Source organism: Actinobaculum sp. 313 (genome assembly GCF_003073475.1).
Taxonomy (GTDB): Bacteria; Actinomycetota; Actinomycetes; order Actinomycetales; family Actinomycetaceae; genus Asp313.
Genome location: NZ_CP029033.1, coordinates 2,731,026 through 2,745,271, shown reverse-complemented (window position 1 = coordinate 2,745,271; position 14,246 = coordinate 2,731,026). Strand labels below are relative to the sequence as shown.

Below are 14,246 nucleotides of genomic sequence, written 5' to 3'. Positions count from 1 at the left end.
GCCGATCCCCTGGAAAGGGATGGGTTCGCAGGCCGAGTGCCATTGCCATGTATCGGTGGTGCGGCTACCCGATTGCTATCCGATCACTTGCACGGTCACCCGATCACCTGCACGGCTACTCAACCGTGATTTCGGAGAGATCAATGCGGTACTGGCCGCTTGGGTCGGTTGGCAACGAGGTGAACCAGAGGTAGATCGTGTCCGTCTCCACCGGCTCGTCGGCAGTGAGGGTCGTCGTGGATGACATCGAACTCTCCGTCACCAGGTCGCCACCATCCGGGTTCTCAGGCGTGGCGTTGCTGCGCCACTGCACGTTTCCACCCGAACCATTGACCTGCAGATTGACGGCAGAAACACTGGCCTTTTCCGAGAGCGTAATCTGCAGACCCGTACCACTCTTGAGATTTGCGAAGAGTTCGCCGGTATACCACCACGACCGCCACGACGTGCTGGCATCGCCATCCCAGGCATAAACAACTGTTGTGGGGCTGTCCTCGTTCGCATCCGAACCAGTTGGGTAAGGATTCACTAGCGTGACATTGGCGATTGTGGGTGCGGGAAGATTCCCGGTGTCGGATGTGGACTGCGTGGAACTGGGCTCTTCATCCGTGCTCGACTCGGTGGGCTCGGCGGAAATCGTTGGATCCGTCGTATTTACGGGGCTCGGCGGCCGGAAGAAGGTGGTTACACTCCATGCCAGGGCGAAGACGAAAAGGATAACCGCACCCAGCACGACGACCTTGGAAGGATCGTAGCGCTTCTCCTCGGCGGTGTCCTCGCGGGACTTCTTCCAGGCGAGGACGGGTTCAGTTGTGGCCTGCCGCGCATCCTTTTGCTCGCTGCGGCCGGTCTCGCCGTAGCCGATTTTACCTGCAGCAGCCGGTGCTGCAGATGTCGTGGAGCTTGCGGCTGCGGCGGCTGCCTTGCTACCCGAAGAGCCGACCCGCGGTATCGCGGGAGCGATTTGCGTGGCATCCGCATCGTCCTGTGGCAGCATGTCTTCGCTCGGCTCAGGCCTAGGCGCGCCGGAAGATGCTGCAGTGTCCTCGCCGCCGGAGGCCGCCTCGGCGGAACCGTGAGCTGCAGCAGCTGCCTCGGACTCCTCTGAGGGTGAAACAGTAGACAAATCTTCGCCACTGGCAACGGCTGCCGCATCGTCCGCCGCATGCTCGGTATCGGAGGCGATGACCTGTGTGGGTGCGCCGTCTTCCGGGCCCGTGGCGGCGTATTGCACCGCTTCGGCATCCTCCGCCGGATCGCCTCCATCCGTGGCGGCGTCCGCAGCAGGCTGGGAATCTACGAACTGGCCCGGTTTTGCCCATTGCGGCGAAAGAGCCACCGGGGCTTGCGGTGTAATGCCCAGCTCGGGATCGGTCATCTGCTCCCTGCCCGTGGCGGGGAAACGAACGTTCATCGGTCCGGGGGTATCCGCGACTCGCGCCGGAGCGTCGGCCGTTGTGGCAGACGGGGCATCGCTGTCAGCGGTTGCGCTTGCCGCGGTCGCAGCGCCTTCGGCGGTGGCCAGCATTCCCGCCGCACCGGCGGAAGCCGGAGTAACCGGTGCCTGGTGCACCGGCGTCGGAAACTGCGACGGCTCGATGGGTGGCCAAGGAGCCAGTTCGCGCACCAGATCGGCGGGCGAACTCGGCCCGTGACGACCGGCCTCTCGCGCACAAATTTCACGGAGTCGTTCGGGCACCTGCTGATTCGCGGTTGCTGCTGCCAACGCGGCACGGGCATCGTCGCTGCCTGTAATCGATGCTCCCGTGAGTAGTGCGGCCAACATGGTCACCAGGCCGCGTGCCTCGGCACGATCAGCGTCAATACCGGCCAAGGTATCGGGGCGGATGCCAGCCAAAGCGGCGTCGGTTCCCAGGCCGTCGATATAAACCTCGCCAGCGGATCCCACGCGAATGCGCCCCGGCGAGAGTTGCAGATGCCTCAGGCCACGCCCACGTGCACTGTTGAGGGCACTGGCTGCCTCACCGACCAGCGCATGTGCTTGGGCGGGAGGGAAAGGCGCACCGGGTACCCATGTGGCGAGACTCTTACCGGGTGGGACCTCGGTGACGATATAGCCGAGATTGTCGTCCTCGCTGGCGGAAAGCACCTTGACGATATGCGCGTCTTCCACCAGTGCAGAACGACGTGCAGCATCCAGTACGTCAAGGCGGGAGTCGAGGGCGGGGTCGAGGACAAGAACACGCACACTGGTCCCAAGGAGCGTGTCCACGGCGTCCCATAGCTGTGTTCCGTTGTAGGGAAGCTGGTCAGCGCAGGGCGCAGTGAGTTGATAACGGCCGGAAAGTACCTGACCGGACTTGGCAAACTCGTTCACAAGCACGTCCTCCGCAGCGGATAGCGGGCGGTCTGGGTGAATTGGCAATCCACCCACGTGGCCCTATCCTAGCCGTTTGATCAGCCGGTGGTGGCAGTGGCACTCTCGCGTGGCAAACTCCCCGGCCGAACGGGGGCCGAACGACGCCCCCGCCGCAGCGAGCGAATGACCCCAACAACAAGAACTGCTCCGAACGCACCTGCCACTACAACCGTACCTACATTCTCCCAATTCGCGCGCACGCGAATATCAATGGACTGTACCGGTCCGACCTGCGTACCCACCGGGTTCAGCACGCGAACATCCGCGCGTACATTACCGGATCCTGAGGCGCGCACGGGGACGGTCACCGTCGTCGTCGAATGGGGTGTTAATGTCACGGCCACCGTTTCGGTGGCGCGCAATCGCGCGTCGGGAGTGTCGAGCTGGATGACCACGCCGACGTCGACGGGCAGATCGTTGCGAATATGCAGAGGTACTCCGGTGGCCTCCGAGATGATGTTGATGGTGGACGACGGATTCGCGTAAATCGCTGTGAAGTAGCCATTAGCGGTGCGAGTGAGATCGCGGAGCCGATTCTGGCGGCCAGCGGGATCGCTGCGCCAGGCAAGGGTGGACAGACGTCTACGGGCCAGATCTGCCGGATTGGTGAGGATGGAGGGATCAGGGCTCATTGCCGCGATGGTGACGACGCGCGAATAGGAATTGGCGGTGGCGGAGAAGAAGGAAGTGCGGGCCTCCCCCGTAGCGAGGACTCGCTCCGGAAGCTCCTGGCGCTCGGCCGAGCTGCTATCGAGTTCGAGCAGCTGGGAAACGGTATACGGACTCACCCACGATGCCCCCATAAGGGCCCGTGTGGTCTCCAGTAGATTCTCGGTGGCGACGGGGTCAGCCGCGGTGGCGGTTGCCGGGTCCTGCGTCCCGTAGTGCGGCAGACTCGCGCGATCAACCGCGAGTACCATGCCCCGAGTGTCGTTGGGGCGTTCACGGTATGTGACTGCGGAAAGCGACAGAACCAACTGGCGGGAGTCGAGAATGTCGATTGCCCCAGCGGAATCATCTGCTCCGGCTACCTCGTCCTCCTCTACCAGCGTTCCCGCCAGTGCTGCCGAGGCCGCGGAGTCCACAACCAGCGCATCGAGACCACTTGCGCCGCTGCTGCGCGAGGCGGACGATTCCGATGCGGTTCCCGTGTCCGTCCCCTTCTCGGAGTCCGGGGAGGCATCGGCTTCGGAAGCTGTTGCGTCGCTGTCGCCGTAATTGATCGACGTGCGTGCCGACGGGGTGTAGTACCGGTATGCGCTTGTTGGTACCTCGTCGGCGGCGATAATAACTGCCGAGGTGCCGCCGTTGGCCAGCACGGAAAGAGTTTCCTGGTCCGGCTCGGGTGCCAGCAGAGTGATATCGGTGCGGATGGCATCGCCAAGTTCTTCGGCCATCGTTGTGGCGGTGTCATGTGCCGACGTGGCTTGCTCGCTGTCCTCACCGTGTACGAGGGCGGACATATCGGGGTCGGAGAAAGCGGTGAAAATAACCTCGGAATTGTTCGACGTCGCAAGGTTGGTGACGGCTGCGGTCAGAGCGTCGTCGTCAGCGTAGACCGAAAGGAGCGCGGGATCGAAAACAGTCGTGACGCCGGGTATATTGCCGGCAGTGAGTAAGGTGGAGATTCTATGCGGTGCTGTATTCGCTCGCGTAGAAGGATCGGTACTCGTATCGGTGGGCGTAGCTCTGACCGTACTGCCTCCCGTGCTCGCGGTGGAGGTCTCGGTCGCGCCGGGCTTGCCTTCCTCTTCCTCCTCGCGTGCAATCAAGCCGGCATCGGTGCGTTGGGATATGGTTTGTTCCTCTGCCATCTCCGCAGTTGAGGCTGTGACGGGAATAACCACTCCGGTGGGCATTGGTGTGACCTCGTAGTTCGGTGCGACGACGACGAAGCTGCGGTCGGTGAGTTCGTCATCGAGCCCCGGCCCATCAACCACGACCTCAATACCGTGCGGTCCCCACGTCTCTTCGTCTCCGCTCCACCCGGTCGAGTCGCGAGCAACGGTGAGAGGCAGCATCACCTTTTGCCGGGCGGGAACGGTGACGTCGAGTTCCGCGGCGTAGAGCGTTTCTAGGAATACGTCTGCGTCGTTGAGAAAGGCCAGCAACCGTGTGCGGGTACTTGGGGCGACGGGCTGTCCCGCGAGGCTGATCCTATCGAGAGTGATGTCTTCATCCGTCGGGTTTGAAAGGGTGATCTCGATGGAGAGGTCGTCATCCGGTGCAAGAATCGACTCGCCGACCGAGGTTATGGCAAGCGTGGGAGTGGTTCCCGACGGATTAGCGGCCGCGGGGTCTGTTGTGGCGGAGATGGAATCCGAGTCATCATCGTTGGACCGCGTGGCAGGTTGTGCGGATGCGGGTACCGCCGTCGAAAAGCTGTGGCTGAGAGAGGAGTTCACGGATGGGGTGGGAACACCCGCCGGGCTAACGAGAGTAGGACAGACAGCAAAAAGAACGAGAGATACCAGCAAGGACACCGTTCTGCTCATCGTTCACATCCAGACAGGAAAACTGCGGTCATTACTCACGCCCAGCCAAAATATTACGCGCGGTCATCACAATTCGCCTCTCATTGGGGTAGGCGAGCCGGGAAGCGACCTTATCCAACCGGACCCATTCCACCTTCTCGGCTTCGTGGTCTGGATCGTTCTCCGTGGTCAGTTCACCGGAAAGCGCTTCCAGCAGGAAGTGGTGCACGATTTTGTGAACGCGCCGATCACAACCGGAAAACCAGTAGTCGGTGGATGCCAGGTGGCGTAACACCCGGCCGGTGATTCCGGTCTCCTCACTAATCTCGCGAACGGCCGCTTCCTGTGCGGTCTCATCACCCTCCAGATGCCCCTTCGGCAGGCACCATTCGAGACGTCCTCCGCGGTTGCGGCGTGCGATTACGGCGGTGTAGGCCCTGCCATTTTGAACGGAGATAATGACACCACCGGCACTGGTCTCGTTTACTACGGGAAGATTCTGCTGCCGGTCAGCGGCTTGGTGCGCGGCGGTGCCACGCCTCCAAGAACGATGTGCCCCCGGCGCGGAGGGCTGTGGCGCTGATCTCGACATACTCACAACTGTAGTGCGGTCAACCATCTATTGCTCCCGCAGCCAGGCCGTGTGGTTCGCGGTCCCGGATGCTGGGCAACAAACGGTACGGGTAATGGTGGCTGAGCGCAGCACCGCTGGTGGGTGGAAGCAGTCTTTGCTCGTACAGCAACTGCCGCCCAGAGCACACGGTTGTCACCGACTCGGCCACTGGATCTTCTGCACCCATTTTCGCAGATGCCAGGGATGAAGGCCAGAGGATGCAGGGGATGAAAGTGGCGGTGGCATCAGGCGAGGCCGGTGGAGGGAAAGGCGCGCCCGTGTCGGGTACATATTGGGGTATGTCTGGCCGGGCGGTGGAGAGTGCCCGGGCGGTCAGGCGTGCTGGGGCGGGTGAGCATGTTTAGTCACTGTTGGATGAATTTGGTCGGTGGTGTGCGCCCGGGCCAACTGGCGTGTCCGGACCCGCTGATGTGCCCGGGCCCGGTGCTATGTCCGGACCCAGTGGGGTGTGGAAATGACGTGGGGAGTTCAGCTCCCGGCGACGGTGACTATCTTCGACCGCAGTGGTGGAAAGCATGTGGGGAACTCACAGTCCACCGATGTGCCCGAAGGCGCCGAACATGGCACTCTTATGGGGTGACCAATCAAGAAAAGGCCTCAGCCGAACAGGGCAATGCACGCACAGTTCCCGGAGCGGATCGCGAAGAACTCGCGCCTTTGCCTCCGGCCGCCATGCGTGCACATCTGTTGCTGCGTGGGCAGAGGTCACTCAACAACCTTCCGGCACCGATTCTCCAACTGGGCGAAGTGTTCACCGCAGCGGGATACGAGTTGTCACTTGTTGGTGGACCGGTGCGCGACGCATTCCTCGGGCTGCCGATTCATGACTTTGACTTGACGACGTCCGCATTGCCCGAGGAGACAGAGCGTCTGTTGGCCGGGTGGGCGTCAAGCACCTGGGATATCGGACGCGACTTCGGAACGATTGGCGCTGCGCGTGGCCCGCTCACAGTGGAAATCACCACCTATCGCTCGGATCACTACGAGATTGGTTCTCGGAAACCCGAGGTGGCGTACGGGAAAACGCTTGCGGGCGACCTCACTCGCCGTGACTTCACCGTGAATGCCATGGCGGTGCGCCTGCCGGGAATCGAATTGGTGGACCCCTGCGGAGGGCTGGATGACCTGGTGGCGGGTGTGTTACGCACACCGGTAACCGCACGGCAGTCCTTCGACGACGACCCGCTACGCATTATGCGCGCCGCCCGCTTCGCCGCCCAGTTGTGCTTCGACGTCGACGAGCACGTTATGAGTGCAATGGAGGAAATGGCGGAGCGTCTAGCGATTGTGTCGGCGGAGCGAATCCGTGCCGAGATCGAACGCCTTATGATCGCCCCCGCACCGCGGCGTGGAATCGAACTGCTCGTGTACACGGGTGTGGCAGACATTGTGCTTCCGGAAGTATCCGAACTGCGGAACGCCGTCGATGAGCATCGCCGCCATAAGGATGTGTATGAACACTCGTTGACGGTGCTGGATCAGGCGACGGCGATGGAGAGTGCGAAGGATGGATCCTGCGCGGCGGGCATCCCGGTTGAGATGCTGGGCGGCCCGTTGCCCGGACCGGACTTGGTTCTGCGTTTGGCCGCTTTGTTGCACGACATCGGTAAACCGGCCACTCGCCGCTTCGAGCGGGATGGTTCGGTGACCTTCCGGGCCCACGACGTGATCGGGCACGTATGGCGGCTAAGCGCCTGCGGGCCTTGCGCTTCGATAAGCAGACGGAGAAGGATGTTGCGCGCCTAGTCGAACTGCATCTGCGTGCCTTCGGTTTCTCCGAGCAAGGATGGACCGATTCCGCGGTGCGCCGTTTCGTGCGCGACGCCGGGGATCTCCTGCCGCGGCTACTGCGGCTGATTCGCGCCGATATCACCTCGCAGAATCGCCGCAAGATCGCAATGCTGCAAGCGGCCAATGATGAACTCGCCCGGCGAATCACTGAACTGCGCGAACAGGAGGCGCTCGATGCGATCCGCCCGGATCTCGACGGTGATCGCATTATGGAGTTGCTGCAACTCAAACCTGGACGTGCGGTTGGTGAGGCGCGGAGTTACCTACTCGAGTTGCGCCTGGAAGAGGGTCCGCTGGGTGAGGAGGAGGCGGAGCGGCGCCTTCTGGCATGGTGGGAGCAGCGCACGGGTGAGGCCGCGGGCAGGCGGACCCCGCTTCCCATCAGGGGAGAGCCGCAACCGGCGGCACGCACGACGACGTCGTAACGAAACCTACCGATGAATCCACGCCCGCAAAGGGGTAGGTATGAGGCTTGTTGACGATCTACGTGTCCTCGTCCAGAAGTCCGGATTTCGAAAGCTTCTCGGAGTCCGACTGGTATCGCAGTGCGCTGACGGCATGTTCCAAGCGGGACTGGCTTCCCTTTTCTTCTTCCGCCCGGAGGCCATGGCGGATGCGGCGGGGGTAGCGGCGGCCCTCGTGGTGCTCTTGCTGCCATATTCGCTGGTCGGGCCCTTCACTGGGCCCTTCCTGGATCGGTGGCGACGGCGGCAGGTGTTGTTCATTGGCAATCTCGTTCGTGCGGGATTGGTATTTCTGGTGGCTGCGGGTATGGCAATGATCGGAGCCGGGCCGCTGGTCTACGTGCTGACCTTGACCTCCTTGGGCCTGTCTCGATTCATGCTTGCCGGTCTGTCTGCCGGACTACCCATCGTGGTCGGATCGCGCGCCCGGTTGCTGATGGCGAATTCTGTGGTTCCCACGCTGGGCGGAATCGCCACGGGCGTCGGTGCCGTTGTGGGTTTTCTGCTGCGACTCCTACTGCCGGAGGGGCATCGCAGCAACTGGCATCACTTGTCGTCTCGGCACTCCTCTACTTCGGGGCGGCCGGCGTGGCGTGCCTTTTCAACAAGGACGAACTCGGCCCGCAGCAACCGGATCTCTCGACCTCTGTGTCGCGGCAACTCGCGGCCACGGCTCGGGACCTGGCGGAGGCTGTACGCTACCTGGTGCGGCGGGGAACACCAGGCCTGGCTTTGACAACAATGGCACTGCATCGGTTCGTCTACGGCATGGAACTGATCACCATTGTGCTGGCCGGGAGGAATCTGCTGGTCGACCCCGGCGACGCCGATGCCGGAATCGCCGCCTTCGGGGCATTGATGGGAGCAATGGTCACCGGCCACTTCGTCGCCGTCGTTCTTACCCCGATTGCGCATGAACGTATTCCTCCTCCGGCCTGGATCCTTTTCTGCCTGCTCGGGGCACAATCGGCCAGATCCTCATCGTCGTCTCCAGTTGGACACCGTGTTTCGTGGCTGGCATGTTCATCTTTGGAATCGGCGTGCAGGGCGCCAAGATCGCCGTCGACACGATCGTGCAGTCGGATACGGCAGACGCGTACCGCGGCCGCGCCTTCTCCATCTATGACGTGTTGTTCAACGTGTCGGAGTGTATTGCCGCCGGTGTTGCGATCCTCGTTCTGCCGAATGTCGGATGGTCGCGGAGCGTGCAAATTGGGTTGGTGCTCTTCGTGTGGCTGGTAGCGGCGGTGTACTGGCGGCTCATGCAGGCGCTTGGACATATGCCGCGCGAGGTGCCCAGCTAGCGGTTGGGAAGTGGGATCTCCTTGCGCGTTTCATCGAGTTTTAGGCAGAGTCTGAAATGTGTGAAGCGTCTTGGGTTGTGTTGTACTTCTTATACGGGGGCTTTTGCCCGGCTTGGTGTTGGTTGTAGTCGTGGATGATTTGCTGTGAGCTGCGGTAGCCCAGTGATTCATGGATGCGGGTTGCTTCCCAGTGGACGCGGTTCAAGGCCTGCCGGGTCAATCTCGGTACAGGAGTGCCGGGTGCGGGAATAATGTCAAGCCCCGGGTTTTGTGGAGGCTCTTTTATCGGGCGCTGGTGGTTGCCGGCTGGGGTGGTTGGTTGGTGATGGTCTGCTCGCCGATGTCCTGGGCGTCGGCGTTGCCGATGACGTCGGTGCCGTCGACGGTGGTGCCCGCATTGGTGTCCTCTGGTGGTGGGGTGTAGGCCTGCTCGTGCTTGATCGGAGCGCGCATGCCTATGGCGCAGTGAGGCCGGGTCGTGTTGAACCAGTGCACCCACTGGGCGGTAGCGAACTCCACGTCCTCGATACCCCAGGGGCGGTGCTCATCCAAATACTTGCGATTGCGGATGAGTCCGCCTTGTACAGCCGGTATCAGAGCCTCGGCCAGCGCATTGTCGTAGGAGTCGCCCTTGGAGCCGACGGAGGCGACCGCATCACAGTCAGACAGGGCCTGCCCGTAGCGGATGGCCCGGTACTGGACCCCGCGGTCGGAGTGGTGGATCAAGCCCTTCAGGTCCGCGCCCTCGCGCTGGCGCTGCCAGATCCCCATCTTCAGGGCGCCCCTGGGCTAGGTCGGTGTACAGGCTCGTTGACGTCTGCCAGCCGATGATCCGACGCGAGTACACGTCAGTGACGAAGGCGACGTACACCCAGCCGCTCGTGGTGCGCACATAGGTGATGTCCGCGACCCACAGCTCGTTCGGTCTGAACGCGGTGATGTGGCGCAGCGGATACCGTGCAGGCCCATGGCCCGCATCAGGCGCTCTACGGTGCAGCGGGCCAATGCCCCAGCCCATGCCGGACGCAGACCTTGGGACGGCCCTGCATCGCGTGCATCTTGCGGGCCCCAAGTACGCATAGTTGTTCTCATGTACTCTGCTGATTTTGGCCTTCAGAGCCTCGTCGCGCATCCCTCTGGCACTGGGGACGGGACTTGCGGGCCCGGTAGGCGGAAGGGGCGATCTTGACGCCGACACTCGTGAGCACATGGAAGATCGGCACAGGCCCAAGGTCCGCCTTGTTGTCATCAATGAATGAATCGATGACCTCTCGCGGCGCTCACACTCCGCCTGGGTGAAACACGCGCTCGCCTTGCGCAGGATCTCGTTGGCCCGCCGCAGCTCGCGGTTCTCGGCCTCCAGCTCCCGGATCCGTTCGGCATCGGGTGTGGTGGTTCCCGACCTGGCGCCCGCGTCGATCTCGACCTTCTTGACCCAAGTACGCAACGCCTCGAGGTGGACGCCCAGCTCATCGCCGATCCTTCTAATCGCCCCCATAGACCGCTCGGGTCCCTGCGAGCCTCCACAGCCATCCGGGTAGCTCGCTCCCGCAACTCCTCGGGATACTTCCATGGGTAACACTCATGACAGTATTCCTTCCGCGCGATTACTGCCTCCATCAAACCCGGGACGATTCAACCTCATGGTCTTACGGCTGAGGGCATCAGTCACGAACGCGGCGTAAGCGACACAACTGGTTGGGACGATCTGCTGTACAGCATCACTGGACAAGGCCGAAGAACGTGTTGTCCACTAAGATCTGGGATTCACACGCGGAACTTTCCGGACAAATCACCCACTAGATTGAAGTGACCTGCCAGTACAAACAGCACAACACAGCCCCGGTGAGTTGACACACATCGGACTTGAAGCCGTCACGAAACAAACTGTACCAACCGTGGCCTAAAATAGAAAAGCAACCGTTAACCATACATTCACCACGCCTGGCAAGCGTTTCCCATGCAGAATGCAGAAACACATAAGGCTCAGGAAGAGGGGCAGTAAGCCCGGTTGGGTCGCAGGCTTCAGTGCTTCACCGAACAGCGCCTCGGTGCGAACTACCGGGAGACTCGGATGACTGAGCTCCAGACACGAGGCAACGTGATCGGATGCACGTAACAAACGTGTGAACAGGGCAGGTGTGAGCTGGAGGGGTTGCTGCGTGCGGCGCATCGCGAAGAAGAGCGGTGTGGGTTTAGATCCAGAGATTGGAGAAACAGTTCGGAAACGCACGCTTCCCTGGGGTCTTCGGGTGTGGCGCTAGGCCTCATCTGGTCTTCTTGATGAACTCCAGCATCCGATCGAGGTCATGCGCCCAGAAGATCGTCAGCCCGTCATTCTGCGCAGAGACCAGATTGTGAACCTTGAACACGCCGGAGAGCACAGCGCACGGGATAACCCCGAGCGTTCCGAACTTGTTGAGCCAGTTGACGGCCTTGGTTGCGGCTTCTCGGTTCACACGTTTGACGCTGTTAGTGGCGGAGTTCGTAACCTTGGCTTCGATCGCGAGGATACGACCGTCCCATAGGCGTGCGATGATGTCGGCCTTCGAGCCTCCAAGGAGACTCTCGTGGCAGAACTCGCCTGGTGCGGGAGCATCTAGCACGCTCCCGATGTTACGAGTCGGCACCCCTTGAAATCCGATAGAGCGAAGGGCATCCGCGATATGTTCCTCCTGATCGGTCTTCTGGGTGTTCCGCCGATAGGTTTGCAAACGGCTCGTCGCGATGAGGCTGGTGGTTGAAATCGTCGCGATACGACGCTCCATCTCGGTTGCCTCGCGACCTTCGGTGAGCCAGGGGAACCTCCAGCGGTCGAGTCCGGCAAGGACGACCTCGATGATGCGTGCGACGGCGTCTGGATCTTTCTCCAGGGCGGCGGGGGAGAACTTGGCGTCTGCGAGGACCTTGAGGTCATCGTCGCTGACAGGTGGCGAGGCGAGGTAGCGGAGGGCGTAGCGTTTGTCCTGATCTATGATGTACTCCTGAACCACGCCGGTGAGTTCTTGAAGGTCAACGCTCTCTTCAAGGAGGCTCTCGACGGGGTCCCGATATTTGTCGAAGAGGTCGGAGTAGAGCTCAAGAGGTTCGCCGATGCGTTCCTCCTTGAAGATCTCCGTGGCTCGGGCGATCTGTGCTGCCAGCTCAGAGTTCGACCAGATTGGTGGTGCTTGAGTCATGACGGTCCTTGTCACGGAGCAGCGGGAGGCATGGAACCACCAGACGCTCCATCTCTCGTGGCTCGAACTTTGTCAGTCCACCAGCGTAGGTCCGCCCGCTCGTTGTTGACACGTTGACACGCAGGTAGGCGGCGAGGGCATCGAGATCCGAACCGCTCATGGCGTCCCTCGGATAGATCCCGTGGGCGATGTTGATGTGGTGAGCATCGACTGCGTTCCTCACAAAGGCTGGAGGTCGTCGCGCCATGTAGGTCGCCAAGATAGGCGCCGGTGAAGCTAGGCCGACGCTCCACCACGCGCGCCGGTTGCGTGCGACATAGCCGTCAGCGACGCCGAGCTTCTTCGCGTTGCGGAGGAAGCGATCGACCCTTTTCCGGTCAACCTCGTCGAGGACGTCTAAATCCGCGGGCAAGTCGATGACAGTCTTGAGGTCCTCGGAGTTTACCAAACGGTCACCAGCGGCGAAGAGCTCACGCGCGCGGGTGATAGCGGGGAAGAGGAAGTCATCAGGAAGATCAACGGCGTCGCGGGCGGTGACCCACACCTTGTTCGCACCAGTAACGGTACCTCGGTGGACGCGCGCAAGTTCTCCAAGCTCGACGTATCCGTCAGGGAGCTTCGGGGTTACTCGCGTAATAACGGACCACCGGGACGTCTCGGCGAGGCGCTGCCGTGAGATCGGGAATCCAGCCGAAAGGTCGTCAAGCGAACTGATGCTTTCAACGGTCTGAATGCGCACGTCAGGAGCGTTCACACCGACCTCGAAACACGTGATAGTGCCGGTGACGGTGGCGTCATCAAAGGGTAGGCTCGTTGGACTCAGGACGTGAAGGCTCGACACGGAGAGCGGGCCGACGAGTAGGTCTCGAATGAGCTGTCCGTAGTTAACATCGAGCCATTCTGAACTGGTAATGAAAGAACCGATGTCCCCCGCTTGAGCATAGAGTGCGGTCGCCAGGAAGAAGTGGGCATGAAGACCAGCGAGTTTGCTTGCTTTGAGCCCCATTCGGGAGGCTGTATCACCGAGCCAGGTCTTCCATTGAGCTTCAATGTCGTGATGACGGACATAGGGCGGGTTCCCCAGGAAGAGCGTGACGCCCTCGATCTTGGGCAGGGTGAGCGCACGGTAATCGCCGACTACGATCTTGAGACGCGATTCGAGCCCCAGGACGTGAGCGTTGGCGCGGGTCATGAGGACGGCGTAGGGGTCAACGTCAGATGCGATGCCAACCGCGTTCGGGAAGGCACGCAAGGCAGCTAGGATGTATCGGCCCGAGCCGCAGCCAGGATCGACAATACGGGCCGGGACCGCACGATCCTTTGCCCACTCCAACATGGAACGAATAATCGACGCAGGGGTGAACGTCTGTCCCCACGGACGGCGTTCCTCGGCAGTGCGCGCTGCACAGAAGGCCTCGCCAAGAGGATCAGCGCCTTCGAGGATGAGCGCACGCGTCCCCGGAAGATCGAGAGGCTCGACGCGATGCGCGGGAGCACAGCCAGCTCAGCGGAAGACAAGGTGCGTCGATCAACGCCGAGTGCAAGGCAAGTCGTGGCAATTTGGTCGAGAGTGAGGTCATTTTGGTCGAGAGTGAGGTCATTCATTGAGCGTGAACACCCCTCGCGAGACTCGAAGGAAGATGCGTTCGTCCTGAAGGGCGCTGCGGTACGAGGAATCGGGGCAGGTACCAACCACCGGTTCAACACCCTGGCGGATCTCCTTGATCGACGCGGGCGCACCACGCTTCGCAAGGAAGTCGCGCATCGCGAACTTCAACTCGTTGTGTGGTCGGCGCTTCCTGCTCAATGTCGGCTTCTCCTCGTCCCGCTCGTCGACTGTATTACGTCGACTTTACCACGATGCACCCTCAAGCTGGGAAGCTTCATCACGACACGCTTCACAACTAAGAAATGGGTAGGACACGCTACGCCGAACCGCTCGAGACGTTGGAAGAGTCGTCAGCAGAGCCTACGTTGGCAGAAGAGATAGCCTCACAACGACACAGTGCCGCAGCGAAAT

General features: G+C 61.6%; 10 protein-coding genes and 1 pseudogene. 4 read left to right on the top strand and 7 right to left on the bottom strand.

Annotated elements, in window-relative coordinates; genetic code table 11:
• Nucleotides 1-115: 115 nt before the first annotated feature.
• From DDD63_RS11825 to DDD63_RS11815, 3 genes are read right to left on the bottom strand one after another with little or no spacing between them, the layout of a single operon-like run.
• Nucleotides 116-2,395, bottom strand: a complete 2,280-nt coding sequence (locus DDD63_RS11825; protein WP_108716547.1) for a hypothetical protein — start codon at nt 2,393-2,395, stop codon at nt 116-118.
• 23 nt (nt 2,396-2,418) lie between these two features.
• Nucleotides 2,419-4,875, bottom strand: a complete 2,457-nt coding sequence (locus tag DDD63_RS11820; RefSeq protein ID WP_125482537.1) for a DUF6049 family protein — start codon at nt 4,873-4,875, stop codon at nt 2,419-2,421.
• Between the two features lie 31 nt (nt 4,876-4,906).
• Nucleotides 4,907-5,446, bottom strand: a complete 540-nt coding sequence (locus tag DDD63_RS11815) for an NUDIX hydrolase (protein WP_108716758.1) — start codon at nt 5,444-5,446, stop codon at nt 4,907-4,909.
• A gap of 496 nt (nt 5,447-5,942) precedes the next feature.
• Between DDD63_RS11815 and DDD63_RS13270 the strand changes: the two genes are divergently transcribed.
• From DDD63_RS13270 to DDD63_RS13430, 4 genes and pseudogenes are all read left to right on the top strand, one after another.
• Nucleotides 5,943-6,068: a hypothetical protein gene (locus tag DDD63_RS13270; RefSeq protein ID WP_276308085.1), complete on the top strand. Its 126-nt coding sequence runs from the start codon at nt 5,943-5,945 to the stop codon at nt 6,066-6,068.
• Nucleotides 6,069-6,160: 92 nt separating this feature from the next.
• A pseudogene (locus tag DDD63_RS11810) lies at nt 6,161-7,704 on the top strand (CCA tRNA nucleotidyltransferase).
• A 40-nt stretch (nt 7,705-7,744) separates the two neighbouring features.
• Complete coding sequence (locus tag DDD63_RS13435; RefSeq protein WP_346426220.1) at nt 7,745-8,479, top strand: hypothetical protein; 735 nt, start codon at nt 7,745-7,747, stop codon at nt 8,477-8,479.
• Between the two features lie 274 nt (nt 8,480-8,753).
• The gene (locus tag DDD63_RS13430) at nt 8,754-9,047 is read left to right on the top strand and encodes a hypothetical protein (RefSeq protein ID WP_346426219.1); all 294 of its coding nucleotides are present in this window, start codon (nt 8,754-8,756) and stop codon (nt 9,045-9,047) included.
• 282 nt (nt 9,048-9,329) lie between these two features.
• Here the strand turns inward: DDD63_RS13430 and DDD63_RS11800 are convergent, their stop codons facing one another.
• From DDD63_RS11800 to DDD63_RS12095, 4 genes are all read right to left on the bottom strand, one after another.
• Entirely contained in the window at nt 9,330-9,818 is a 489-nt protein-coding gene (locus tag DDD63_RS11800) for an integrase core domain-containing protein (protein ID WP_108716545.1), read from the bottom strand.
• 1,496 nt (nt 9,819-11,314) lie between these two features.
• Nucleotides 11,315-12,226 (bottom strand): XamI family restriction endonuclease, encoded by a 912-nt coding sequence (locus DDD63_RS11790; protein WP_108716543.1) that lies wholly within the window; start codon nt 12,224-12,226, stop codon nt 11,315-11,317.
• Nucleotides 12,192-13,562: a methyltransferase gene (locus DDD63_RS11785; RefSeq protein ID WP_240611286.1), complete on the bottom strand. Its 1,371-nt coding sequence runs from the start codon at nt 13,560-13,562 to the stop codon at nt 12,192-12,194. The genes DDD63_RS11790 and DDD63_RS11785 overlap by 35 nt, the downstream gene beginning before the upstream one ends.
• 261 nt (nt 13,563-13,823) lie before the next feature.
• Complete coding sequence (locus DDD63_RS12095; RefSeq protein WP_125482536.1) at nt 13,824-14,033, bottom strand: hypothetical protein; 210 nt, start codon at nt 14,031-14,033, stop codon at nt 13,824-13,826.
• Nucleotides 14,034-14,246 lie beyond the last annotated feature (213 nt).

Excerpts from the sequence above, each read along its gene's own strand:
- DDD63_RS11815 (WP_108716758.1), bottom strand. The coding sequence starts at position 5,446 with ATGTCGAGATCAGCGCCACAGCCCTCCGCGCCGGGGGCACATCGTTCT.
- DDD63_RS11820 (WP_125482537.1), bottom strand. The coding sequence starts at position 4,875 with ATGAGCAGAACGGTGTCCTTGCTGGTATCTCTCGTTCTTTTTGCTGTC.
- DDD63_RS13270 (WP_276308085.1), top strand. The coding sequence starts at position 5,943 with ATGACGTGGGGAGTTCAGCTCCCGGCGACGGTGACTATCTTCGACCGC.
- DDD63_RS11790 (WP_108716543.1), bottom strand. The coding sequence starts at position 12,226 with ATGACTCAAGCACCACCAATCTGGTCGAACTCTGAGCTGGCAGCACAG.
- DDD63_RS11800 (WP_108716545.1), bottom strand. The coding sequence starts at position 9,818 with ATGGGGATCTGGCAGCGCCAGCGCGAGGGCGCGGACCTGAAGGGCTTG.
- DDD63_RS11785 (WP_240611286.1), bottom strand. The coding sequence starts at position 13,562 with ATGTTGGAGTGGGCAAAGGATCGTGCGGTCCCGGCCCGTATTGTCGAT.
- DDD63_RS13435 (WP_346426220.1), top strand. The coding sequence starts at position 7,745 with ATGAGGCTTGTTGACGATCTACGTGTCCTCGTCCAGAAGTCCGGATTT.